The sequence below is a fragment of the Cryobacterium breve genome, assembly GCF_004402375.1.
Classification (GTDB): Bacteria; Actinomycetota; Actinomycetes; order Actinomycetales; family Microbacteriaceae; genus Cryobacterium; species Cryobacterium breve.
Genome location: NZ_SOGJ01000023.1, coordinates 351,632 through 374,636, shown reverse-complemented (window position 1 = coordinate 374,636; position 23,005 = coordinate 351,632). Strand labels below are relative to the sequence as shown.

The 23,005-nt window shown below is 62.4% G+C and carries 27 protein-coding genes and 1 pseudogene; 9 read left to right on the top strand and 19 right to left on the bottom strand.

What is annotated here, in order from left to right:
• Positions 1-4: 4 nt before the first annotated feature.
• The 5 genes and pseudogenes from E3O65_RS11755 to E3O65_RS11730 form a co-directional block, all read right to left on the bottom strand.
• Entirely contained in the window at positions 5-637 is a 633-nt protein-coding gene (locus E3O65_RS11755; protein WP_134363895.1) for a hypothetical protein, read from the bottom strand.
• A 95-nt stretch (positions 638-732) separates the two neighbouring features.
• A complete protein-coding gene (locus E3O65_RS11750; RefSeq protein ID WP_134363894.1) occupies positions 733-1,056 on the bottom strand; it encodes a hypothetical protein in 324 nt (107 codons plus the stop codon).
• Positions 1,057-1,619: 563 nt separating this feature from the next.
• Positions 1,620-2,186 (bottom strand): annotated as a pseudogene (locus tag E3O65_RS17220) (GrpB family protein).
• 127 nt (positions 2,187-2,313) lie between these two features.
• A complete protein-coding gene (locus E3O65_RS11735) occupies positions 2,314-2,637 on the bottom strand; it encodes a hypothetical protein (RefSeq protein WP_134363891.1) in 324 nt (107 codons plus the stop codon).
• Positions 2,638-2,678: 41 nt separating this feature from the next.
• Positions 2,679-3,152, bottom strand: coding sequence for a hypothetical protein (locus E3O65_RS11730; RefSeq protein ID WP_134363890.1), 474 nt, complete (start codon positions 3,150-3,152; stop codon positions 2,679-2,681).
• A gap of 179 nt (positions 3,153-3,331) precedes the next feature.
• Here E3O65_RS11730 and E3O65_RS11725 point away from each other — a divergent pair, with 179 nt between their 5' ends.
• The 3 genes from E3O65_RS11725 to E3O65_RS11715 all read left to right on the top strand — a co-directional run bounded on the left by E3O65_RS11725 (position 3,332) and on the right by E3O65_RS11715 (position 5,399).
• Entirely contained in the window at positions 3,332-3,736 is a 405-nt protein-coding gene (locus tag E3O65_RS11725) for a hypothetical protein (protein WP_134363889.1), read from the top strand.
• Between the two features lie 280 nt (positions 3,737-4,016).
• Complete coding sequence (locus E3O65_RS11720) at positions 4,017-4,277, top strand: hypothetical protein (protein WP_134363888.1); 261 nt, start codon at positions 4,017-4,019, stop codon at positions 4,275-4,277.
• 780 nt (positions 4,278-5,057) lie between these two features.
• On the top strand, positions 5,058-5,399 hold the full coding sequence (locus E3O65_RS11715; protein ID WP_134363887.1) for a hypothetical protein: 342 nt from the start codon (positions 5,058-5,060) through the stop codon (positions 5,397-5,399).
• 41 nt (positions 5,400-5,440) lie between these two features.
• Here E3O65_RS11715 and E3O65_RS11710 read toward each other — a convergent pair whose 3' ends face one another.
• The 3 genes from E3O65_RS11710 to E3O65_RS11700 all read right to left on the bottom strand — a co-directional run bounded on the left by E3O65_RS11710 (position 5,441) and on the right by E3O65_RS11700 (position 7,825).
• Positions 5,441-5,929: a GNAT family N-acetyltransferase gene (locus E3O65_RS11710; RefSeq protein WP_134363886.1), complete on the bottom strand. Its 489-nt coding sequence runs from the start codon at positions 5,927-5,929 to the stop codon at positions 5,441-5,443.
• 188 nt (positions 5,930-6,117) lie between these two features.
• Positions 6,118-6,900 (bottom strand): HEPN domain-containing protein, encoded by a 783-nt coding sequence (locus E3O65_RS11705; RefSeq protein ID WP_134363885.1) that lies wholly within the window; start codon positions 6,898-6,900, stop codon positions 6,118-6,120.
• A gap of 232 nt (positions 6,901-7,132) precedes the next feature.
• Complete coding sequence (locus E3O65_RS11700) at positions 7,133-7,825, bottom strand: TetR/AcrR family transcriptional regulator C-terminal domain-containing protein (protein WP_134363884.1); 693 nt, start codon at positions 7,823-7,825, stop codon at positions 7,133-7,135.
• 68 nt (positions 7,826-7,893) lie between these two features.
• On the opposite strand from E3O65_RS11700, the gene E3O65_RS11695 reads away from it, so the two are divergent.
• Complete coding sequence (locus E3O65_RS11695) at positions 7,894-8,469, top strand: DUF4386 domain-containing protein (RefSeq protein WP_134363883.1); 576 nt, start codon at positions 7,894-7,896, stop codon at positions 8,467-8,469.
• Positions 8,470-8,584: 115 nt separating this feature from the next.
• Here E3O65_RS11695 and E3O65_RS11690 read toward each other — a convergent pair whose 3' ends face one another.
• The 3 genes from E3O65_RS11690 to ykgO are packed head-to-tail and all read right to left on the bottom strand — an operon-like array spanning position 8,585 to position 10,945.
• The gene (locus tag E3O65_RS11690; protein ID WP_134363882.1) at positions 8,585-9,709 is read right to left on the bottom strand and encodes an arsenic resistance protein; all 1,125 of its coding nucleotides are present in this window, start codon (positions 9,707-9,709) and stop codon (positions 8,585-8,587) included.
• Complete coding sequence (locus E3O65_RS11685) at positions 9,697-10,821, bottom strand: NAD(P)/FAD-dependent oxidoreductase (RefSeq protein ID WP_134363881.1); 1,125 nt, start codon at positions 10,819-10,821, stop codon at positions 9,697-9,699. The genes E3O65_RS11690 and E3O65_RS11685 overlap by 13 nt, the downstream gene beginning before the upstream one ends.
• Position 10,822: 1 nt before the next feature.
• Entirely contained in the window at positions 10,823-10,945 is a 123-nt protein-coding gene (gene ykgO / locus E3O65_RS11680; RefSeq protein ID WP_134363880.1) for a type B 50S ribosomal protein L36, read from the bottom strand.
• A gap of 47 nt (positions 10,946-10,992) precedes the next feature.
• On the opposite strand from ykgO, the gene E3O65_RS11675 reads away from it, so the two are divergent.
• Entirely contained in the window at positions 10,993-12,036 is a 1,044-nt protein-coding gene (locus E3O65_RS11675; RefSeq protein ID WP_134363879.1) for a GTP-binding protein, read from the top strand.
• A gap of 29 nt (positions 12,037-12,065) precedes the next feature.
• Positions 12,066-12,503: a hypothetical protein gene (locus E3O65_RS11670; RefSeq protein ID WP_134363878.1), complete on the top strand. Its 438-nt coding sequence runs from the start codon at positions 12,066-12,068 to the stop codon at positions 12,501-12,503.
• Positions 12,504-12,785: 282 nt separating this feature from the next.
• On the opposite strand, the gene E3O65_RS11665 is transcribed toward E3O65_RS11670, so the two are convergent.
• Positions 12,786-15,173, bottom strand: coding sequence for a heavy metal translocating P-type ATPase (locus E3O65_RS11665; RefSeq protein WP_134363877.1), 2,388 nt, complete (start codon positions 15,171-15,173; stop codon positions 12,786-12,788).
• Between the two features lie 376 nt (positions 15,174-15,549).
• On the opposite strand from E3O65_RS11665, the gene E3O65_RS11660 reads away from it, so the two are divergent.
• The 3 genes from E3O65_RS11660 to E3O65_RS11650 all read left to right on the top strand — a co-directional run bounded on the left by E3O65_RS11660 (position 15,550) and on the right by E3O65_RS11650 (position 16,641).
• Positions 15,550-15,801, top strand: coding sequence for an SHOCT domain-containing protein (locus tag E3O65_RS11660; protein WP_134363876.1), 252 nt, complete (start codon positions 15,550-15,552; stop codon positions 15,799-15,801).
• A 298-nt stretch (positions 15,802-16,099) separates the two neighbouring features.
• The gene (locus E3O65_RS11655) at positions 16,100-16,429 is read left to right on the top strand and encodes a hypothetical protein (RefSeq protein ID WP_134363875.1); all 330 of its coding nucleotides are present in this window, start codon (positions 16,100-16,102) and stop codon (positions 16,427-16,429) included.
• Positions 16,426-16,641 (top strand): hypothetical protein, encoded by a 216-nt coding sequence (locus tag E3O65_RS11650; protein WP_134363874.1) that lies wholly within the window; start codon positions 16,426-16,428, stop codon positions 16,639-16,641. Before E3O65_RS11655 ends, E3O65_RS11650 begins: the two co-directional genes overlap by 4 nt.
• A 288-nt stretch (positions 16,642-16,929) precedes the next feature.
• Here E3O65_RS11650 and E3O65_RS11645 read toward each other — a convergent pair whose 3' ends face one another.
• The 7 genes from E3O65_RS11645 to E3O65_RS11615 form a co-directional block, all read right to left on the bottom strand.
• A complete protein-coding gene (locus E3O65_RS11645; RefSeq protein WP_134363873.1) occupies positions 16,930-17,898 on the bottom strand; it encodes a M56 family metallopeptidase in 969 nt (322 codons plus the stop codon).
• Entirely contained in the window at positions 17,895-18,275 is a 381-nt protein-coding gene (locus E3O65_RS11640) for a BlaI/MecI/CopY family transcriptional regulator (protein ID WP_134363872.1), read from the bottom strand. The genes E3O65_RS11645 and E3O65_RS11640 overlap by 4 nt, the downstream gene beginning before the upstream one ends.
• A gap of 102 nt (positions 18,276-18,377) precedes the next feature.
• Positions 18,378-18,950, bottom strand: coding sequence for a DUF3105 domain-containing protein (locus tag E3O65_RS11635; protein ID WP_198411638.1), 573 nt, complete (start codon positions 18,948-18,950; stop codon positions 18,378-18,380).
• An 80-nt stretch (positions 18,951-19,030) separates the two neighbouring features.
• Positions 19,031-19,354, bottom strand: a complete 324-nt coding sequence (locus E3O65_RS17615) for a glutaredoxin family protein (RefSeq protein WP_134363870.1) — start codon at positions 19,352-19,354, stop codon at positions 19,031-19,033.
• The gene (locus tag E3O65_RS11625) at positions 19,354-19,950 is read right to left on the bottom strand and encodes a redoxin domain-containing protein (protein ID WP_198411639.1); all 597 of its coding nucleotides are present in this window, start codon (positions 19,948-19,950) and stop codon (positions 19,354-19,356) included. The genes E3O65_RS17615 and E3O65_RS11625 overlap by 1 nt, the downstream gene beginning before the upstream one ends.
• 77 nt (positions 19,951-20,027) lie before the next feature.
• Positions 20,028-21,029, bottom strand: a complete 1,002-nt coding sequence (locus E3O65_RS11620; protein WP_134363868.1) for a cytochrome c biogenesis CcdA family protein — start codon at positions 21,027-21,029, stop codon at positions 20,028-20,030.
• A 722-nt stretch (positions 21,030-21,751) separates the two neighbouring features.
• Positions 21,752-22,960: a M23 family metallopeptidase gene (locus E3O65_RS11615; RefSeq protein WP_166785733.1), complete on the bottom strand. Its 1,209-nt coding sequence runs from the start codon at positions 22,958-22,960 to the stop codon at positions 21,752-21,754.
• Between the last annotated feature and the right edge of the window lie 45 nt (positions 22,961-23,005).

Genomic DNA, 23,005 nt, shown 5'->3' with positions numbered 1-23,005 from the left:
CCGGCTAGACCAATCCTTCTGTCTCGCGCTGCAGGCTGGCGCCGGCGCGGAAGACGCTGGCGATGATGCCCAGGGTCAAACCGACAAAGACGGGCGTCCAATCGAACGCAGGCGCACCTAACCAGCCGGCCAGAAAGGGCGTGTCAGACAGCAGCTCCCATCGGGCCTGGCTCGTGCCGAAACTAACGAGCAGTTGATTCGCGCTCCCAATGATGGCGATAGTCAGGGCGGAAATCGTCATTCCTGAAATGACGGGCCCGGCAAAGGGCTGTCCGCTGCGAACATTTCGGGCGAGCACCATGATGGCCAGGGCAACGACTCCGTGCGCAAGAGGGGTGAGCGCCCTCGGAGCGTAGTAGAGCAGCGACGTGCCGAGGCTGAGATCCTGGGCGGTGAACTCGACCTCGGTGAAATACCCGTCGGGCGACTGCGCACTGACGGCGAGACCCGAGACTGAAGTTGCCGGGCTGGCGCCGACCGGCAGGGTGATGGCTGAACCGCCACCGGCCAGTCCCGAGCTGAGCACAACAAAAAGCATGAAAGTGGCGAAAACGAAGGCGCCCATCGCGTAGATACCTACCGCGACCTGCACGGCTACCAGGGTTCGTGCCTGTCGATTTGAAGTCGATGTCTGCATAGTGACCCTCCTGGCTACTTAACGATTATCGATAATCTAGCCGAGACTGCCTTGGACTGCCAAGACCCGATCAAGCTGTCCACACGCGGAACGCTTCACGAGGCCATCGACATGAGAAGTCCGAATCCGAGTCCCGCGAAAGCGACTCCGATCACGAGTGCCACAACGGCCCTGACCCAGCGGTTGGGCGACCAGGGAACGAGGAAGATGGGCAGTCCGATCAGAAATGGGATTGGCAGAAGGTTGCCGATCGTGCCGTCGATATCCCGGCTGATTCCAAATCCGCCACCCGTGCATCCGCTGATTCCGCAGAAGTCCCAAAGCGCGCTGATCAGAAGGACCGAGCTGAAAACCACCGGAATCGGAAGAGCCCAGAATAGGTGGAGCCGAGCGGGATGCTTCGGCGCAGTTTCAGACATCGGGGGCCTTCTACGCACAATCGGGGCACTCATGGCGGTGCCATCAGCCTGATGTGACCACGTTTGCATACGCCACGCGTGTTGCACCACTGCTGGCGAGAGAGACAGAGTGAATCGCAGGTTCAGAATCGCGGCACCTCAAAGCACCTGGAGGCCGATTCGGCGCCAACCCGTCGAGGTTCCGAAGTCTCGGGGGAGTGGCGATGAGGAACCCCCTGCGGGGGACTTCCACTCGCTACTTACCGGCAGCGGGCCGGTGACCTTCCGTGGGTTGGCTCGCCTCAAGAATGGCGCTCTTGCGCCGCCCCCAGCGGATGAAAAGCCCCAGAGCCACGACGACCCCAACCACAATGAGAACCTGGACTACCACCCAGAAGTTCCACCAAAAAAGAGCACTGAATTCCATCTCGACCACCCCTCGATTCGCGGACACCTGAGTGCCCTACTTAGCGCGAGCCTACGACCGCGTGGTCGTTCGGGGCAATACGCCGTCGATTGCCTGGCCAGTCCGGAGCAGCTCGCCAGACGGAACCCTCGCCGGGACTTGGTTGCTTTGGGACGGTTCAGCTGGTGGGCTGGCCTGCTCGCCAGTTGCGTGCATGGGTCAATATCTGCTGGATGACTGCACTCTTGGCGTCGGCGTAGTGGTCCATGTCGCTCCATGTGTTGGCCGCGAGCGTCCGCTTTGTGGATTCGTAGAGTGCACGGTCTGCCGCGCTGACCCGGAGCCAGTCGCGGAGGTCGAGATAGTCGGTCCGCTCGGCGGTCTCTGGCGGAAGAACATGCACGTGGAAGTCCAACTCCGCCGTGCGGAGCATCCGGTGGCCGTCTTCTCAAACACGGAGCCGCAACCCGATGGATTCCAGGGGCACAAGGTAGGACTCCTCGTCGTCAATGTCGGCCACGACAAGAAGCATGTCGATCACCGGTTTCGCAGCCAGTCCAGAGACTGAGGTCGAGCCAATGTGTTCGACCGACAGCGCAGCCGGGCCCAAGGAGCCCTGGATCTTGTGGGCCATGGAAGCGGCTTTCGCGGGCCATGTGTCGTTGTAATCGACGATGACGATCGCTCGTGGCTCACGACCGCCGATCAGGATGGTGTCGAGTTCCGTGCCTCTTGCCTGGTCCATCCAGCGAGTCTGGCACGACAGACTCGACCGTTGAGGCCTCATTGAAGTCCGCCAGCAGGGAACGCTGAACGCCGAACGCCGAACGCCGAACGTCCTGCGGGCGCCCGAGCACCTGAATCGCCAGAAGCTACATCTTTTGGAGGCGGACGATCTCAACGGTTTCGCCAGCATTGGGGTTGCTTCCAAGCATCCGAATGAGCCCAGTCATTCGCGGGCTCTGGAACGAGCGCTCTGGTTCCTCGTTCATCTCCACAAATACCTCGAAACGGCGTCCGGCTGCGTGCTCGTCCACCCATTGGAGTACTTCGGTGATGTCCTCGACGTCTGTGAGGACGTAGGCGTCCAGATTCCATCCATGCTCGGGTGAGGGCCGTTGCCAGAAGTTCACGCGATAGGCAGGCGAGTCAATGGAGTCGCGCGGCTCGGCATGCACTGTTTCTGTTGCTCGCATGCTCAGTACTCTACGAGCCAGGGTCATTCCCAGAGGAACCCTCAGCGGGAGATGGTTTGCATCAGGGCGTCCAGTGTGAGGGATCCGTTGTCGGACGTCTTGGGGGTTGAACGAAATGCGCGTGCTCGGTCTGTTTCGGCTCCGGTCCCGGTGAGATACCGGTCAATGTCGTTGGGGGAGGCAAAGTTGAAAGGCTTCAATCGCAGTGCGGTGAGTGGTGCGTTGATCTGGAAGGCGATCTTGGGAGCATCCTCGGGATGTTGATCGAGCACCGCTTCCAGGAGGGCCGAGGGGATGTCTCTGTGGAGGTTGTAGAGCATGTGTCTTACTGTCGCCTCGGCATCATGGACGAGCAGTGCGATGACGTCCGGTGCGAGGTTCACCTGGAGCGCGACCTGAGCACGATCCTCCCAGACCAGACTGACGGCCATCTCCTGGTGCATGTCAGCCGGGAGCGAGTCGCTGGGGACCTCACGCATGAACACCTTGACCGGATTCAGTTCATCGTTTTCCACTTGATCAGTCAATCATCGCCGCTGTCGGTTCGTCGAGGCTTGCCTCGGGTCGAGTGGTACTCCGTGGCGTGGATTCTAACGGATTGAGGCTGAATTGTTCAGCTCTGGGGGCGCGCAGGACGAACCCCTTGTGGTCCGATTTCGTAAACCGATAGGTTTGCCTAAATTGGGGGAGATATATGGCCGACAAGTGGACGTTTGTGTGGTTGGTCGTCGTGTCGGCCACGGTATTCACCCTGATGGGCTGTTCGCCTGCTAATGGCTTCTCCGACCTGAGTAGAACGCCCAGTGCTGAGGATGCCATCCCAAGCGGCCTTCCTGACTACGCATTAGACGATTTCGACCCCGGCAGCCTGAGGTTTGTAAATGCCGTTGACGGCACCCGGCTGTACTTGGCACGAGGGCGCGACTACCCGGTGTGCCTGCTCGCCTACAGGACGGCCACTGACTGGCAAGGAGCGTGCGGCTCGAACATGACGACCATGAAGTCGCCAAGCTTTGAAGTCATGGTTGTTCAGGATGGCATGCCCAATCGAAAGGGCTGGAGCAAGGCAGGCGAGAACCTCCGCATCAAGGACCAGTAGGTCCAGCGTTGCCGAAAGGGAAGCTTTGCCGGTCCTCAGCCCCCGCGTCGAAGGAAGGATATTCATGGCTTCTCGAACACCTAGGCTCTCTCTGGTCGTACTTGTCGTGTTGGCCCTCAGTGGGTGTTCGGCTGGAGTTGGCACCGGTGATTCAGCGTCGGTTGCCGGGGGAGCGATCGAGTTGGCGGTATCGCAGACTTGCGCTGATGGGGTGGCCCCGCAATGCGTTCAGGTCAATGGCGAAAATGTTGTTCTCCCATCCGCACTTGAGCGAGCTGGAGTGAAGGAAGCCACCATCGCCGAAGGTGAGGGGCAGAACGCGGTTGTCGTGACGTTCACCGAAGACGGGGCGGTCGTCTTTTATGCCCTCACGGTGAAGGCCGTCCAAGCCGGGGATTCGGCGCGCCTGATTATCAAGATCGGCGGGGAGATACAGGCTGCCGTCGTGGTGATGGGGGCCATGGAGGGTGATCAGGTGCAGATCAGCGTCTCTCCAGACGACAACGCCCAGGAACTCGTAGACCTGATTCACAAAGGCTGAGAAGCGTCGGTGCATCCGGACAAATTCGGGAGAGTGTGGAGGATGAGCGGTGCTTAGCCCAGGTCCTAGCGGCGCCCATGGGGAAAGAAAATTGAGGTCAAACGTCGATGCATAAGAAGCGAATGCAGCAATCCAACCGGGTCTTGAAGGCAGGGTCGCCAGCTTCCGGGCAACTGGCTAGGCCAGCGGCGGTGACTTACGCCTTTCTTTCGATCACGGCAGGCGCTGGTCTAGCCTTCATCGTCGCGACAGGGGGACTCGTCAATGCGCCGTGGGCTACAGCGCAGGCCGTAACCATAATCTTGGTGGCCGTGAGCTTCGCCGTGGCTAGTGTGTGGTTTGTTGTGCTGCCCGTTGTAGCCGGGCTTCTTGCGACTAGGGGGCGTCGCTGGCCAGTGATCTATCTGACCGTGTTCGCAGTGACTCAGGTACTTACGATCGGGTTGTCGCCCGTGTTGGGAGTGCTATCGTCGCTCCTCACTGTGCTCGGTTGTGTGCTGCTCTGGTTGCCAGAATCACTCGCCTATTCAAAGTCGATTTCATCTCATCGACGTGAGTTGCGCCGCTCATGACGGCTGCCAGGTCCGTTTCCTGGCCGGGCTGGGTGGACTTGTTGAGGCAGGCAACCGTGCGCGGGACGAGGACTGCCTCGGCCTGATGCAACCTGCCGGTCAAGCGGTGTCAATCCGTGATCGCCACCGCGAGAGCAAACCCGGTAATTGCTAACCCTCTGTGCGCTCTGTCACATCGTGGAACCGGTGTGTCATCTAGCATGGCCACATGGGCGAGATACAGGCTGGGCAAGGCGGAGTTTTCAGCTCAAACCGCTGGCGTCGGGTGAGCGTTTCCATGGTCGTCCTCGGCGCCGTGGCTGCCGTCATCGGACTCGTGTTCCTTGTCGTGCCGAGTGACCAAGCGAGCTTCGGCTGGTTCGCCTACGCGCCGCTCAGCAACACGACGTTCTCTCCAATAGGCCTACAACTTTCGCCACGGAGTCAGATCGGGATCGCGCTGTTCATTGTCGGGCTGGCAGTGCTCGCATTCGGTGCCGGCTGGATGTTCGGTCAACGTCAAGCTGCCAGCCAGCAACGATTGCCCGATCCGGGCAGTTCAGGCAACTGAAAGGGCCCCCTCCTTCGCCCGCTAGCCCAACCTTCAGCGGGTCAAAACCTTAAGACCATCGTGTCCGAATTGCCGGATCGTCCCGCGACCGCGAATCCGTTGCTCACATATAGAGCGCGGGCTCGCTCGTTTTCATCCTCGACACTCAAGCTCAGTCCCCGGAGGCCACGATCCGCTGAGGCCCGTACGGTCCGCTCAAGAAGAACGCGGCCCACGCCCTGGCCTCGATGAGTGCTCACTACGCCCATGCCCAGCTCGGGGATGTCCTCGTCAACGAATCCATACCCAGGATCTTCGGCGGTCATGAACCTCACCCACGCGGCACCGACCGGCTTGTCCGCCTCGTGTGCAAGGAAACCGAAATCTGAGCTCCGTTTCCAATCGGAGAGGTAGTGCCACAGGTCGGGGGTATTCATGATCGATTGCAGAGTCGCAGTCTGCCGGTCCTGGCGCCAGTTCACTGCTTCTAACAGCATCGCAGCGAGAAAATCGATGTCCTCAGTTGAAGCATCGCGGATATGCAAGGTCATGACAGTGTTCCTCGATTCAGACAAGTGGCTAGGTCGATTCGTCGACATGGATTTGCACGCTTATCGAAGGAACATGTATCGAGTGTTGCAGTCATTGCGCGGGACGTCCAGCCTCAAACAACCGGGTCCTACGTAGGCAATGGACGAACGCACTGCGGGCAGGCTCGCGCTCCGGTTCGGTTCTCTCCTCATAGAACGACTCCAGCGCTGCGCGAGACTAGGCGCCAGTACAACGGCTTGAAGTGGCGGATCTCGGAGGCGATCACGCGAGCAGCGTCATCCAGCGCCTCGGCCGAAACGGTTAACTGTTCAAGGATGAGCATCACAATAATGGCGCGCGTCTCCGCGTTTACCCGATCGAGTTTGTCACTAGCGTCCCGGTGTCGTCGGTCGACGTGCGATGCTGTGTGGGCGAGCTTGTCTCGCATGTCCTTCACGCCCTCGATCCATCGCAGCTCGTCGATTCCAATGAGCTTCAGCCGATCCACTGTGACCTGGCCCACCACCTCGTTAGGGCGAGTCGTAAGCGTTGGTCTGTCGTTGCGGAGCGACTCGTGTAAAAACGCCCTGAACTCGGCGTTCTCTGGTCCGGGACAGAACTTTTTCAGTTCCTTGTCTTTTGCCGCAAGGAAGCCCTCGGGGAAGCGGGTCTGCGTTTTCCCCACCAGCCCGTGGAGATGCTCGACGACTGCGATCGCTGACGATACCGAACCTTCGAGCACGCCCCGCGAACCGTGATGGTAAGCAGTAACCACTTGTGGCGCAGGAAAGAGGTTGTCGACAATGCGCCACCATGCAGGAAAAAGGAGGTCGGTTCCAATCGTAGAAGCTGTGAGCACCATCTGACTCGGGTGCAGCCTTCGCGTCTCAGTACCGCTTGGCTCGAGAACGGTGAAGCTGCCGGTGTCTTCGCGACGGACGTGCGGTAGGCCGACGCGCTCGTAGAAGCGGGTTTCACCGTGCTCGGTCACCGATTGCTGCGGATCCTACGAAATGAAACCGGACAGCCCCGTAGAGATCCAATTCGCCGCTCACCCCGTGTCTACTCTCCGGAGTCAAGGCCGCGCCGCCTGCCCCCCGATTAGTGCACGCCTGGCCGTGGCATTAGTGGGGTTCTATAGGTGGCGGTGGGCACCACACCGGGTGCCCATCGACGAAGGCCGCTGGCGGTGATGCGCCGGATTCGGGCAGCGCCGCCGAACGTTACTGATTAGGAGGAACGGAGTCACTCAGAAGGGCTACGTCGAGGCCGTCGAGAATCAGTTCGAGACCGAAGCCAAATTCGTTGCCGAAGGCGTATCCGGGCTGCAGGATCAGCGATACTGCCATCGCGGCGAGGTTCTGGAAGGAGTCGGCCATGGCTTCATGCTGCGCCATAATGGCTTCGGTCGCGTCGCCGATGTCGCCGGACGGGTCGAGCGGTAGTGAGGCCTCCTGCTGGGCGAAGCCCAGTACGTAACTGTCCAGGATCGACATGGCGTGGCCCGTCATGGCCATCGAGAAGCCCGCAGCCGTTAAGCAGCCGATGACGGAATCGAGGTGACGAAGGGTCGCCGGTCCAGGCGATGTGCGGGCCTTCATGCTGATGGCCCAGGGATGCAGTGCCAGGACACTGCGCGTCGACCCCGCCCGCTTCCACATGGCCGCTCGCCACTCGTCCCCGGCACTCGGCGTGGCGAATTCGGAGTGCACGATGTCGAGCATCCCGTCGAGAAGATCTTCCTTGTCCTTTAAATGGTAGTAGAGCGACATGGCCGTTATGTCGAGTTCGGCGGCCAGCTTGCGCATGCTGAGCGACTCTATCCCGACGGCATCAGCAAGGGCCATGGCGACCCTGACCGCTCGCTCACGGGTGACCGGTGTTCTATCTTCAAGCTTCGCCATAGACACCACCATACGCCGTATGGTACTTTCACACTATTCACCATACACCGTATGGTGCGACGACTGGAGATGAGAAACGTATGGGTAATACACGCACAATCGCCCGCACCGTCGGCACGCTGATGCTTGCCGCCTTTGTCCTTTATTTCATTGGAAGCTCTATCGCGACGACCGCTTCCCCCGGCGGCCTCCTAACCGCAGGAGTGGTGCTCATGGTGTTGAACTCGGTGGCCGTGGTCACGATCGGAGCGGTCCTGCTTCCTGTCCTTCGGCCACACGCTCCAGTAATCGCGGCCACCTACCTCGCCACCCGGATCTTCGAGGGTGGGATTTTGGCGGTCGGCGCGGTCGCGCTACTCGCCGGAATGGGCGGCACCAACTTCCTCGCATACAACATTGCGATGGCGGGCCTTGGCGTCGGTAGCCTGCTGTTCTGCATTGCGCTCTACCGCTCACGCCTCGTGCCACGGTTCCTGGCCGTGTGGGGATTTATCGGCTACGCGTTGTTCGCGGGCGGGTGCGTTCTCGAACTCGCCGGCGTAGTGGGTGCCAGCCTCGTTTCCACCGTTCCGGGTGGCCTGTTCGAGCTATTCTTCGCCATCTGGCTCATTGTGCGGGGCTTTGGCACGACCGCAGCCGTAACGGCGCGGGCATGACCGTACCCTGTCCCACATAAGGCCAGCCGTGCTCGGGCACCGCTCCGTCCCGGCCACCGGTCGCGTCAGCCCGCACCGAGGTGTCCCGTCAGCGCGATCACCGGGGTCTGCCGCATCACGGTGCTCGTTGCTGGTGTCCGACATCGCCGCTCGAGAGCTGCCCCGCGACGTGTGGTGTGCACCGGTCGGTCCTGAGCCTGGGCGCGACGAAGCCGGATGGTGGGTTCTCGGTGGACCGTCGGCTGCGGATCAGGAGTGCCCGGATGATGGTCAGGTGGGGGAACTCGACCAGCATGCCGATGATGATGGCCGCGTAGATCAGGGGCTGATCGGGCAGGGCGATCATGGTCAGGGCGAGCATGAGCGGCGCGTTTCGGGCCGCAGTCGTCATCGTGAGCAGAGCATGCTCCGGGTAACGGAATCTGAAGATCTTCGAGAGTGTGTGGCCGAGAAGAAAGGTGAGGGTGAAGAAGACCACGACGGCGGTGAGGATGGACGCGAACGCGTCAGCCCGGCCGAGGATCTCGCCGATATGGGCTGCGAAGATCTCGACGATCACCACGGCCAGGATCCAGGGAATGGTGGCGCCGACAACGCGGAGGAGCCGGTCGAAAGCCGCTTTTAAGAGATACCGGGTGAGCACAGCGCGGGTGCCGACGGCGATGGTCGCCGGAACGGCGAACCACAAGCCGATCGTCTCGAGCATTGTGCCGGGACCCGCTGCGGAGGCCGTGCGGGAGAACAGCATGAGGACTATCGGAAACAGTGCGAGCTGGGTGATGAGGTTCACCGGCAAGAGAACGGTGCCGAGCGCCGTGTCACCTCCGGCCAGTCGGGTGAACCCGAGAAACCAGTCCGTGCACGGGGCCAGGAAGTAAATCAGCAGACCGGTGAACAGCAAGGGTTCTGCCGCCAGAAAGAGGGAGGCGATGGCCAACCCGACAATGGGGATCAGAATGAAATTCGCGCACCAGGCGACCATGAGGAATCGCGGTGCCGCGCGCATCCGCCGAATATCGGAGAAATGCACCTCGAACAGGAGCAGGCACATCAACGTGAGCACGGTGGCGTCGACCCCTCCACTGAACACCTCGCCCGTGCGTGGGCTGACGGTCCCGAGAATGGAGCCAGCCACGATCGCAGCCAGCAGCAGCGCCGTGAGCGCCCACGGTGTCTTCCCGAGCGTGCGTGCGAAGGCGAAGGGCGAGGGCGGTGCGCTGGTGGGGCTCAGCAGGCGCATTCCACGCCGCAGCAGCTCAGATCGTCGGTCAGCATTCCGGCCGTGCGCCACGCTTCCAATCCAGAACAGTCCCGGCCAAGTCGTTCTCCGATCACCCGGGCAACATGTGCGAAACGCTGCCGATACTTGTAGACGAAGCAGAACTTCAGACTCTCGTGGCGCAGCGCCGCCCCCGTGAGGAAGAGCCCGGGGGTCAGGGTGGATTCGTCGTTGTCATCCAGCAGTGGCCAACCGTTCCCACGATCCTCGAACAAGTGCGTGGCCGGGCCCAGTCCCGGTCCAAATCCTGTTGCCAGGATGGGCCGGGAGTCAGCCGTCACGGCAGTTCCACCGGCAATGGCCACCGTATAGAGACCCTTGGCATCCGGCCTGATTCCCGTTGCCCGGCCGGCGTCCGACAGGATCAGCCGACCGGTGGCAAGAGCCGCCTTGACGCGCTGACGCGTGCGCGGAGACAGGCGGAAAGACGGATCAGATCCGTTCCCGGCCTGCCACGGATGGTCCGGGTCGACGACCGTGACGCTGGCGCCCCCGGCCACGTGGTGACAGGCGACGTCCAGGCCGGACTCGTATCCGCCGACAATCACGATCCGGCCTGATCGGGCCGCCCAGGCCGCCGCGGTCGCGGAATGGTCGGCGTGCTCGCCGCCGGCCAGTCTTGGTTGACGCGGGTTGTGAAATTCACCGCCCGCCCAGACCACGGTGCGCGCCACAACCGAGCCCTTACTCGTTGCCAGAGAGAACCCTTCAGCCGTGGCGGTGATGGTGGTGACTTCGGTATTGGGCATGACGGGCACCGCGAAATGCTTGGCGAGCCCTCGGAGGTACCAGGCGTACTGGGCGCCGGTCGGGTAGTCAACACCCAAACTGAACGCCGGGGATGTGTCCGGGTGCACGGATTTCAGGTCCGTCGCCCCGAATCCGTTGCCCGTGAAGGACGGGGTCAGGAAAGTCACATGTTCGGGCCACTGCAGGAACGTTTCCCCCAGTTGGCCACGCTCGACTGCCCCCTGGACCAGCCCTTCCACGGCCTGAAGCGCAAGTGCGGTCCCAATGCCGGCGGGCCCTGCACCGATATCGAGCGTGTCGAGGATTGCAGGATCGTCCCTCACGCTAACCCTGTCGAGCCTTCAACCGCGGGTTCTTCTTGTTGATTACGAAGACCCGGCCCCGTCGGTGCACGACCTGTGCGCCTGGGAGCTTCTTCAGTGCTTTGAGTGAATTGCGAACTTTCATGGCCAACTCTTTCCTAATGAGAATGAATATCAATTAGGGTAGCAGTCATGACCATGTCGCCTTTTCTCACAGTGAACCTCGTCAGCGGACTTGCCGGAGTCGGTAAATCGTCCACCGCCAGGGCCAACGGCACCACCAGCATCAGCCTCGACGGATCCGACCACAGCGTCGTCCGCGACGCCATTGCCCGCGTCACCCCGGCCGAATTGATGCTGGAGATCCACCCGTCCGCAGTCCCGATCGAGGTGGCGATTTCTGTCGTCGCTGCCAGTGACGACAGAGCATTGCGCTCCGGAAGCGAAGCACTCCGCATCGGCAATTTCGTCAGCGTGCTGGATGCGTCCACATTCTGGGCGGACATCCGTAGCGACGCTCTCGCGCCGCTTCCTCCCGTTCCCTGTGCCACTCATGGCGAGCATGACCGCACGATTGCCGATGCGCTCGTCGAGCAGATCGAATGGGCCAGCGTCGTGGTCATCAATAAGACCGACCTGTCGTCCGCCGCCGACAGCGCTGACCTGCGTGACTTCGTGCGGCTGCTCAACCCTGCCAGCCACGTCGTGTTCGCCCGGCACGGGCGCAGCTCGACTGGTCCGTGGCTCCCACCCAGGGACAACATGCTGACCTGGCTGCAACAAAGTCCCGGTTGGGTTCGGCAGCTGAACGGTGAAGGGCTGCTCACCTCGAGCCGGACCGGGCTCGGATGTGTCGTCTACCGTGACCCCCGACCATTCCACCCGGGCCGGCTGGCTGACTTCCTCAGCACACGGACCACAGAATCGGGGGAGATCCTGCGCTCCCGCGGCCTCTTCCGTCTTGCATCCCGTCCTCACATCGTCGGCTCGTGGAACAGCGCCGGCCCGACCATCGGCTTCGAACCGACGAGCATGGGAAGCCACGATCCCGAATCGCCCTGGGGTCAGGAGATCGCATTCTTCGGCAAGGACCTCGACGCTGCCCTGCTCACCGCGAACCTCGACGCGTGCCTGCTCACCAATCGCGAATTCGTCGGCGGCCCGATCGAATGGAAATGCCTCGCTGACCCGTTCCCGGGCTGGAACGTCGAGAGCGACTCCAGCCCCACCACATGACATCCACTCCGACAGAACGGATACCCGCCATGAAGCACACAGACGTTTCATCCCCGACCGGCCAGGGTGCCAGCGGTCCGCTCGTAGCACTGTGCGCGGGACACCGCTGCAACGCGCTCCACCGGCTTGCGGATGGCCAGGACGGCTCCGACCGGTTGCGGTCAACAATCGCGACTGGCAAGGGTGCAGTCCTTCTCTCCACAGAATGCCTGGGAGCCTGCGCCCACGGCGCGGTGGCCGCGGTGGCCCGCCGCGACGGAACCACCGGAATGACTGGGCCGGCACTCTGGCTAGGCGGCATGGACCACCCCGACACGCTCATTGCCCTCCTGAGCTGGATAGCATCCGGCGGTCCACCACCCATCGACATGCCAGCAGGCGACGTCCCACCCGCACTGCACGGGGCCATTCTCGGAATCGGCAAACCCATCCAAACGCACACTCCCACAGCCCGACTCTGGCTGTGACCGCGGATGGTGTACTCCTCACGAGTACGGGCGTTCACCATGGGAAGCACCCGCGGGGAGTTCACTCCCGAATTTACGGACGAGGCCGTCAGGCTGGTAATCAACACCGGTCGGCCCGTGTCGACCGTGGCTTGATGAGCGGCCGTGGGTGAACCCACTCATGGCCAGCCAAGACGCCGGCGAAGCCGAGATCACAGAGACCGAGGAGGCTAGAGCGACCCAGAAGGTCGACAGGGCAGGGAGCCGGCTTCGGTCGTGTCACCCCTACGCTCTACCACCAGATCAGACTGAACCTGCGGCTTCATTTCCGGTTTCACCATCCCCAGCGGTTGCCACTGTGCTTTCAGGCTGGAGCGGCAGGCGTAGCCGCTTGAGCAGCAGCGCGTTGACCGCGACGATGACGCTAGAGCCTGACATGGAGATGGCCGCGATCTCGGGACTGAGCCGGATACCGAACGTCGGGAAGAAAACGCCGGCAGCAATGGGGAGCGCGATCGCGTTGTAGCCGACCGCCCAGGCGAGGTTCTGGCGCATCTTGCGCACGGTGCCTTTCCCGATGCGCAGTGCGACGGAGACGTCCAATGGGTCGGACCGCATCAGAACCACGTCAGCCGTATCGATGGCGACATCCGTTCCCGCCCCGATGGCGATGCCCAAGTCCGCCTGTGCCAAGGCCGGAGCGTCGTTGACCCCGTCGCCGACCATCGCAACTCGTTTGCCGGAGGCCTGCAGTTCCTTGATCTTTGCGGCTTTGTCCTCCGGGAGTACCTCGGCGATCACACTGTCGATCTGGAGCATGGAAGCAATCCTCTGCGCGGTCGCCTCGTTGTCGCCGGTGAGCATGACGACCTTAATGCCCGTTTCGTGAAGAGTGGCAACGGCGGTCGCCGCGGTCTCACGAACGGCGTCTGCTAGGGCGATGACCCCAACGGCCTTCCCATCGACGGCGACGAGGACCGCCGTCCGTCCCGTCGCAGCCAGCGTCTGCCGCTGTGCGGCCACCGGATCAATGTCGATGCCCTGGGTGACCATGAGTTTTCTGTTGCCGACAAACACCTGGTGCCCCGCGACTCTGGCACCCGCACCGTGTCCCGGAACATTGCGGAACGCGGTTGCTTCCAACGGCTGTGCGCCGCGTCCGACGGCATAGCTGACGACGGCTGCGGCGAGGGGATGCTCGGACTCCCGTTCCACTGCAGCGACCAGGGCCAACAGCTCGACCTCGGCTATCTCGACAGCAATGAAGTCCGTCACCTCTGGTTCGCCCTTGGTCAGTGTTCCCGTCTTGTCCAGGACGACCGTGTCGATGCGAGCTGAGGTCTCCAACGCGGTTGCGGTTTTGAAGAGCACTCCGCGTTTGGCGCCCAGGCCGGTGCCGACCATGATGGCAGTCGGTGTCGCCAGGCCCAGCGCATCCGGGCAGGTGATGACGACGACCGTGATCGCAAACAGAATTGCGGTCGGAAGGCTTGCGCCGGCGAAGAGCCACGCACCCAGGGTGACACTACCGCCGATCAGGGCCACGAGCACGAGCCAGAACGCCGCACGGTCGGCCAGTCGTTGTCCGGGTGCCTTGGAGTTCTGCGCTTCCTGGACCAGGGCCACGATCTGCGCGAGCGCGGTATCGGCGCCGACCTGAGTCGCGCGCACGCGCAAGGTTCCCGTGGTGTTCACGGTTGCGCCGATCACCTTGGATCCGATGCTCTTGGCGACGGGAAGGCTTTCCCCGGTGACCATGGATTCGTCAATGTCGGACTCGCCGTCCTCCACAATTCCGTCGGTTGGAATTTTTGCACCGGGCCGCACAAGGAGCAGGTCGTTCGGGACAACCTCCGCGGTCGGGACCTCGACCGGTTCTCCGTCCCGGATGACGAATGCCAGTGATGGTGCCAACTCGAGCAGCGTGCGGATGGCATCGTTGGCTCCGCCTCGAGCCCGCATTTCGAACCAATGGCCTAAGAGGACGAAGCTGGTCAGAACGGTCGCAGCCTCGTAGAAAACCTCCCCGCCCCCGGTCAGTGTGACAGACAGACTATAGAGCCAGCCTGCTCCGACACCGACGGCGACCAGAACCATCATGTCCAGGGTTCGGGCCCGCAGCGCCCGGAAGGCTCCATCGAAAAATATCCAAGCCGAATAGAAAATCACCGGAAGAGACAGAATCAACGCGAAAACGTCATCCCGCATCCCGAACGGAGCGGGTGCCGCGAAACCGAAGACGTCCCGTCCGATCGGCGACCACAGAGTGATCGGAACCGACAGGATCGCCGCGATAACGAACCGGTTGCGCATGTCCCGGATCATGCCGACCATGGACATGTTCTCGTGCGAGCCGCCATGTCCCATAGTCTCCTGCATGGTTCGAGGCGGTTGCCCGGCTTGCATGCCAGGGGCGGTGCGGTCGGTGGCGGATTCCGCCATCGGATCGCAGATGTGATCAGGCACGGAGCGTCCAGAGCAGTGGTATCCGCATTCCCGGATCCATTTCGTCAAATCAGTGACGGAGGTCTGGCCGGGATCGAAGGTCACACTCGCGGTTTGGGCTACCGGATTCGCATCAACGCTCAAAACGCCGGGGCGGCGGCCGAGCACCGACTCTACGATTGCCTGCGAGGACGCCCACTGAACGCCCTGCACTTCGAGGACGGTTGTCTCAGTTTCTAGAGTCATGTGCATCTTCCATTCTGAAAAATCGGCGCCACAGCGACAAGCTCTCCCGTGGAACACTTTCACCCTATACCCAGGGGGGGTATGTATGACGGTGATCTGCCTCGTCGGCGGGAGGCTGCCGACGAACTCCTATGACACCAGGCTGGCAGGGCTACTAGGATAGATAGTATTCCGGCCTGCTCCTCTCGACTCGCGGTTCGTTTGTCGCCTGGTGCCACCCAGGATGATGTAACGCACACTGAATCATCACCCACTGCCCGAGTGCACCATGCGCACGTGCGGGGTGGCGTGCGCCGCTGTGATGTCAAAAATACCCCAAGGGGTATAATTTTTAGGGATTGTCTATTCTCGGTCAACGAGGCGAAGGAGTCTGATCATGATGTGGGGCTATGGAGGAAATATGGGGCTGTACTGGCTCTTCGGGCTGCTGGCAATCGTTGGCATCTCGTTGCTGGTCGTGCTCCTGGTTCGGCTCTTTTCTGGTGACCGTAGTGCCGGGCAGAAACTGGGGGGAGAAGTCGAGCCGAGCCGCGCGCGCCAGATCCTCGACGAACGATTTGCCCGGGGTGAGTTGACCGCAGAGCAGTACCGCGAACAGCGCGCAGTCCTGGGCGATGACAAGTACTGAAGCCTCTCAGTCGTCGAAGCGCTCTTCCGCTCGGAGGCTCGAGGTGGCTGGAGAACGGCCTCAACGAACCAAGCGATCTGCACCTGCACGGATTGCATATTTCTCCGTTGGACGACGGCGACTACCTATTCGCGACCGCGTCGGGTCGATGACTTCGCCGGTCGAACTGTCCATCACTGACACATCCCCGATCACGAGGGCTGCTACCGGTGACTTTCCTGTGTTACGGCGCAAAGCTGTGTCGGCAGCCAACTCCGGCGACTACTATGAAAGATAGTAGACAAAGAAGGAGGCGCTCATGCGCTCACGAATCTGGATTACCTCCCTGGCCGTTGGTGCGTTGCTTGCAGCAGGCACCGTCGCTCCGGCCTACGCGGTCGAGGGCAATGCCCCCTCGGCACCGGCCAGTCAGACCGAGGACAACGTCCGCGGTCACATGGCTGCCATGCACAGAGCGCCCGGCTTGGTGAAGATGCACGAGCAGATGATGGCCGGGATGTCCGACACGGCCGCTGTGATCGCCGGCGCACCCGGCATGGCGAAAATGCACGAGCAGATGATGGCCCATCACCCGGCTGGCGAGGCGTCGACGGAGGCTGGCGGCGGAAGCCCGGAGGTGCAACGGTGAGTGCGGCACTCTATGGTCTGGCTCTCCTGGCCTGCCCAGTCGCTATGGGCTTGATGATGTGGTTCATGATGCAAGGGAAGAAGACAGTTGATGCGCCGAAGACGCTGTCGGCGGCCGATGAAACGGAGTTGACAGCGCTGCGCGCCGAGGTGGACCAGCTGCGGGAGAGTGGCGTGAAGTCAGCGCAACAGTCGGATGCGAGCGCCAGGTGAGTGAGCTCATCCTCCCCGCGGCCGTTTTGTTGGCATCATTGTCCTTCACCTATTTCTTCTGCATTCGCCCGATGCTGAGGGATAGGTGCGGCAGCCCCAATATCGTGGAGCTGGCCGAGCGTGCCCGTTTGCGCAAGGAAGTCGCTGCTTTGCGAGCATAGGGCTGACTTGGACCCCAATCCGGCGACTGCCGGATTGGGGTCTTTTCTGCCTGAACGGATCATGTGTGGTGGCCGTGAGGGCAGGTACGGAGTGATCCGGGCTTCCTGGTCGAATGCTCGGTGGAGATCACATGGTCATAGACTGCGTGTCCTTCGGGCACGGGTCCATTGTTCCTGCTGCGGACGCGGGGGCCATGGCGAGGAATATAGGCGATGCGACTAAGAGCCCCATAGCCAAAACTGCGACGGTTGATCTGCCGGCGCCGAGAGGCCGAAACGGTGAAATGAGCCTCCTGACTCGACTGGGGGCTGACTCTCCGCCCGCACCGAGGGCGGCCGCGGGGGTCAGGCCGTGTTCGGCCAGGCGCACCAGGGCGGTGGCCACCGTAGTCCGGTCACTGTGACGCGCTGCACTGTCATCGGCCAGCATCTCGACGAGCCGCCCCAGTTCTCTGCGTGCGGTTCGGAATATTGTGACACGGGGGAACGCATGCTGTAGCGCGTCGGCCGCCGCGAGGATGAGGTCGTGACGTCCCCGCAGATGGGCCCGTTCGTGGGCCAGAACGGCGAGGAGCTGATTGTGATCCAACGCCGACAGGGCGGCACTGGTCAGAACGATCTGACGGACCCTGCCCGGTAGGCAGTACGCGGCGGCCGCGGCATGGTCGATGACGAGAGCGTCGTAGTGCAGGTGAGGTCGGGCAATAAGGGCCAGGGCGTTCACTTGCGTTCTCCTGGTGCGGGCTGCGACTGCCCGGTCCACGGCCAAGCAGTATGTGACTCGAACGATGATGGCACCTGCGGCGGCGGCCCCGGTAGCACTGACAACGGCCCCGCCCGGCGTGGAGTACTGCGCGAGGAGAGCCATCGCGCAGGTTCGGATCCAGTCGGCGAGATTGATGGTCCAGGGAATCGCGGGGACGGCCAGGCTCAGACCGGCAAGCAGCACCGCCAAAACAATTGAGACGCTCAGCGTTTGCCAAGCCGCGATCCCGATCCGGGGGGACCGCTCGAGCCACGAAATCCGGCGCAGGAGTGCTGGCCCCATGACGGTCAGCATCACAGTGAGGACCATCAACACGGCTGGAGCAATCATGGCGTGGTGCTTGTGCGACCCTGAAGATGCGTGTCAAGGGCGAGACGAAGGCTGGCGACTTCCTCTGGCGGAATATGGTCAAGGAAGTGCAAGAGTGTCACTGACGTGTCAGCACCTCCGGCAAGGACTTCCCCCATAAACGCGGCGGTGTGCTGCTCGCGAGTCTGCGCAGGTCGGTAGACGTAGGCCCGGCCATCCTTCGCCCGGGTCAGCAAGCCCTTGCGGCGCAGGTTGTCCATAACCGTCATTACCGTCGTGTAGGCGAGTGTGCGTTCGCGCTGGAGATCTTCCAACACCTCGCGGACGGCGACGGGGTGGCCCCACGACCACATGCGATCCATGACCAGCTGTTCCAGCGTGCCGAGTGGACGCACCATGGGTGGCTCCCTTCTGCGCTCTGATGGTATCGAAGTACCCCTAATCAACTAACTTCCATAGTAACGTACAGTCTCTGCTGCGCCCGCGAGTTCCTGTGAAGATCAGCCCTGGACGCCACCAGAGCAGGGTGCACCTGGTTCGGGTGTCTGCGGGCCCTGCAGGTAGGTTTGCAGGAACAGCCGCAGACGGAGATCATCCACACTGTCCAGTTGAAGTTGTTTTCCCCAGGCGCTGGCGATGATCGGGGCGGGGAGGTCGGGATACGGGCTCAGCAACTCGTATGGGTTCGACGCCGCATCCGCCGTCAGGGTGTCAATCTGCTCCTGCGGCAGATCGGACCGGTAGGTGACCCAAACGGCGCCATGCTCGAGGGAGTGCACGGCACGCCAGGAATCAACCGGCTTCTTATACACGCCACAGTTCGTCAGCTCGGCGGAATGACCTCCGCCGACAGGGGGAAGCGTCGGAAACGCAACCTCGTTGACCACGTGGTCTCGGCTCAACCCATCGAAACTCTCCACGCCACTGATCGGCTGCTCTGCTGCCGTCCTGGCTGCATCCTGGTCCTTCTGATCAACGATGAAGATGGAGACCACGCCCACCACGAGGGCGATCGCAATGATGGCCCCCGAGCCGTAGGTCCAGAGACTTCGACGCCGCTTGCTCCGCTTCATCTCTGCTCGTGCGGCCGCAACGATCGCCTGCCGGTGTTCACTGTCTTTATTGCTCGAGTCTCTCATTCGGACGGTCCAATCTATTTGTGTAGTTCGTTGTGATGCGCGGCTGCGCTGGGTCGCCGGCGGTCCGGCCCCGGCTGTCCAGGAGTGTCCACGGCAGAGCGGGACAGATGGCGCCGAAGCCTTTTCTCCGAAAGGCGCCCGTAGCTGAACATGACGCCGTCGATCAGGACGCCGGGGGCGAACATGACACCGTTCCGAGCGGCAAGAGCCCGGCCCTCATCGGTGTCCAGGCCTATCGTCTCGACCCGGAAGGAATAGTCCGCGGCGAGCCTGGACAGCACCAGCTTGGCTTGATCGCAGGCATGGCACGAGGCTTGCGTCAGTATGGTGATTCGCATTAGGCGTCGGTCCGGCCAGCCTGCATTTGGGTGACGATCTCGTCTACCGGCACGTACATGGTGTAGTTCGGCGGGCCACCATAGTCGGCGCGCCACTCAATTTCCCCAGTCGGCCCCACCAGAACGAAGCTGTGTCCGTTACGGGATTCGCCCATCATTCCGTACTTGTTGGTCTGGTAGGTCACGGAGACATCCAGACGGGTGTCGGCCAAGGCGACCGCTGTCAGCCTGTCGTCGGTCATCTTCTGGGCAATCAGATCTACCGGCCCGCTGGTGATGGTGAGGAGCTGATCGACGCCGGCAGACTGCAGTTCCGTCTGGGCGGCGTCCAGATCGCGGATCTGATCCCAGCACGGCTGGCACCCGATCCCCTCATGGAAAAAGAGCAGAACGGACTCGCCCCGGTAGTCGCTCAGATTGACCGTCCCACCCGCCGTGGATGCGAGAGAAAAGTCGGGCGCTTCCGCGCCCGGGCCGGGAGCACCCACGGCGTAGCTGACGGAGGCGGTGTCGTCCACCGCCGCGGGGGGCTCGTTCCAGGTGGTCTCCATGAAGACCAGGACGGTTGCTGCCACTGCCATGATGCCCAGTGTCATAACTGTCCGCCGCAATCCGGTGCGCTTGACGCGTGATTGCCGGCCCGCGCCCAGACGGCCGTTCTCTCGTGATGCCATCACTCTGGCTCCTCTCGTTGCATGCGCTCATGCGCATGGTCGGGCCGATCGCCGGAGGCGGCTGGGGTGGTCGACGGTGTTGATGCATTGGTGTGCTCGTCATCGCACGAGTCACAGGGCCCTGCTGTGATGGCAGTAGTGGCCTGCCCTGCTGTGTTCCTGCGGCTGCGGAGCGCCATCCAGACCAACGCGCCGAGTGTGGTGAAGACGGCGAGCGTCGAGATCCACCCCGGAATGAAGGATAGGAACTGTTGGATAGTGGCTGCCCAGTGACCCAGTGCAGCGGCAAGTTCTACCTGCCACCCATCCGGTGCCATACCCGGTCCCCGCACGGCGAGAATGACGGTGATCACGCCCATGGCCATCATTAATCCACCTGAGAGCACTGTTCCCAGCGGCAACCGCCAGCGGGCTCCAGGTCCGATCTGAATGGTCGTTGCCGAGAACAGGTGGCTGGCACCCCAGTCTCTCCTGTCCCACACCAACGCCAAGGCGCACAGGGGAGCGACCATCCCGAAAACGTAGGCAACGCCCACTGCTGCAGCGGCCGGGAAGGATGAAGCGGCGCCTGACAGCGCCGCAACCCCGGCAAGGACTGGAGCGCAGCATGCACTGGCGGCACCGGAGAACACTCCGAGTCCGTACACAGAGCCGATCCCCGTTCCGCCACCGCGTCCAGACGGCATTGGCAGCATCATTTTCGAGCCCGCTAGTGTGGCAACACCCACTGCCACCATCGCGAGGCCGACGACACTGAAAATTCCGAAATGGTACTGGAACAGGATGCGGCTGAGGATTGCAGCGCCCACAGCGATGGGGAGGATGATGGTACCGACCCCGGCGGCGAACACCAGGGTCATGCCGAGGATCTGGCTCCGGCTGCGGAAGCTGGAAGCGAAGAACGCCGGCAACATGACGGAGGCGCAACACGGGGCCAGGAGGGCCACCACACCGCCGAGAAACGCTGCCAGGATCGTCGTCGAGAGCAAGACCTGCCCCATGAACGAGCTCCAATCACTCCTAGTCGGGCACTTCCCGAACTACTATCTCTCATAGTATTTCAGCCTGGCTGAGCGTTTACCTTACGGCCGAAAATGATTCCTGAATGCTGGCGCTCGTCCCGCAATGACGACCCTCGGAGGGGCCGCAGAGGTGACCGCCTGGACGTTTTCGAGTGCAATCGAGGCGCGGAGTATCTCGAAGGCCCGTCTTCCGAGATCAGCGACGCTTCGGTTCAGAGTCGTGAGCGTGGCCAACTAGCCCTCCGTGAGCAAATTGACTCTGATTCCCTCGTCACCTTTGACCAGCTTGGTGTCGTGGTGAGTATCAGGCACTAGCCAGCGCTTGGATAATGTGAACGGGTGCTCCACGGGTAGAGGCTCCGGAGCCCGGTGGATAGGGGTTTGTCCCAGCTTCCCGAGAGCGGCGGGCTTGGCCGACGATTAGATCAATCCGATGAGCGCAACGGAAGCGGCGACGGGCGCATTGATTTTCAAGCCCGATACCTCGAATTCGGTGGGATCCCAACGGAACGATTCGAACCAGGTGCGACCTGCCCCATACCCGATCAGATAGAGGCAGAAAGGGTTCCCCCCAGCGCAGGTTGTATTGACGCACAGTGTGCCGGATGACGACAGCGCCGCCAGGGCGCCTGCAAACGAGAAGAAGCGCAAGGTGAGAGCTCGACGGATGTTGCCGTGCGGCTTCGCAACGCCGGCCGGGGCTAGCCAAGGGTGATGCCTCGTGCGCTCATGAAGGGTGCCGGGTCAATGCGCGCTCCATCAACCCGAGTCTCGAAGTGCGAATGGCAACCGCTGGACGCCCCGGTCGTGCCCACGAGGGCGATCGTCTCGCCGGCTGCCACGCTCTGGCCGTTGCCGACAAGGATCTGGCTGTTGTGGGCATAGCCGGTCTGCACGCCGTTGCCGTGATCGAGGAGAACCCAGTTCCCGTAACTGCCGAGATAACCGGAGTAGATGACTGTGCCGCTGGTGGCCGCCGAGACCGCCTGCCCGCACCCGGCAGCGATGTCGGTGCCGTAGTGAAAGGCTCCGACACCGGCGACAGGTTTGGAGGGGCGGGGGCCGAAGGAATCGCTGATCCATCCGGCCACCGGAAGCGCCCATCCCTGACCGCTGAGCTGACCGGAGTCACGGTCCGCGGCCCCAGAGCTGCCGCCGGTGCCAGGGGCTGCTGCGGCTGCTGCCGCTGCCGCTGCTGCCGTTCGTCGTACTTCTTCGCCCGTGGCAAAGTCGGCCTCTGTCGCCGCACGATTTTCCGTCAGGACCGCTAGTTGTGCCTGGAGGGTGCCCGAATTCTGTTCCTGTTCGGCGAGCTTGGCCTCCAAATCGGAGCTGGCTGTGGTGGCGTCGGTCAGAGCCGTCTCCGCTTTCTTGGCCAACGCGCCAAGTGCCTTCTGTGCAACATTCGCCTGGTCGGTCAGCGAGGACGCGGAGTTCCGGTCAGCTGCGGCCTGGTCATAGATCGTGCTTGAACGCTCGGTGAGCTTGCTCATGGCACCGAGCTGATAGAGCAACGCGTCGGATTCTTCTCCCTGAAGGAAGATGTTCATCGAGAGGTCGGAGGCACCCGCCCGCGCCAGCATGGCCGCCAATCGACCGGCTTGCTTTTGTGAAATGTCGGCGCGTTGGGTGGCCTCATCGGCCTGTCCCTGGAGCGTCGTGGCACGGTAGGTGGCCTCGTCGAATGCGCCTTGAGCGTGCTCGTATTCAGCGCCCCGGCGCGTGGCCAGGTCACGGGCCGCAGCGACCTCGGTCGTCAGCCCGGCGACGAGGTTCTTGAGCACTGTGATTTGAGTTTGCTTCGCCGTCTCGGTTGAACGGGAGGTCTCCACGTCCGACCATGACGGGTACTCGGCTGCAGCCGCACGCGGTGCGACACCGATGAGGGCGAGAAGGGTAAGAGTGGCCACCGTCGCTCCAGCCCACTTCAGGAGAAGAGGGTGTCGAGGTCGTAA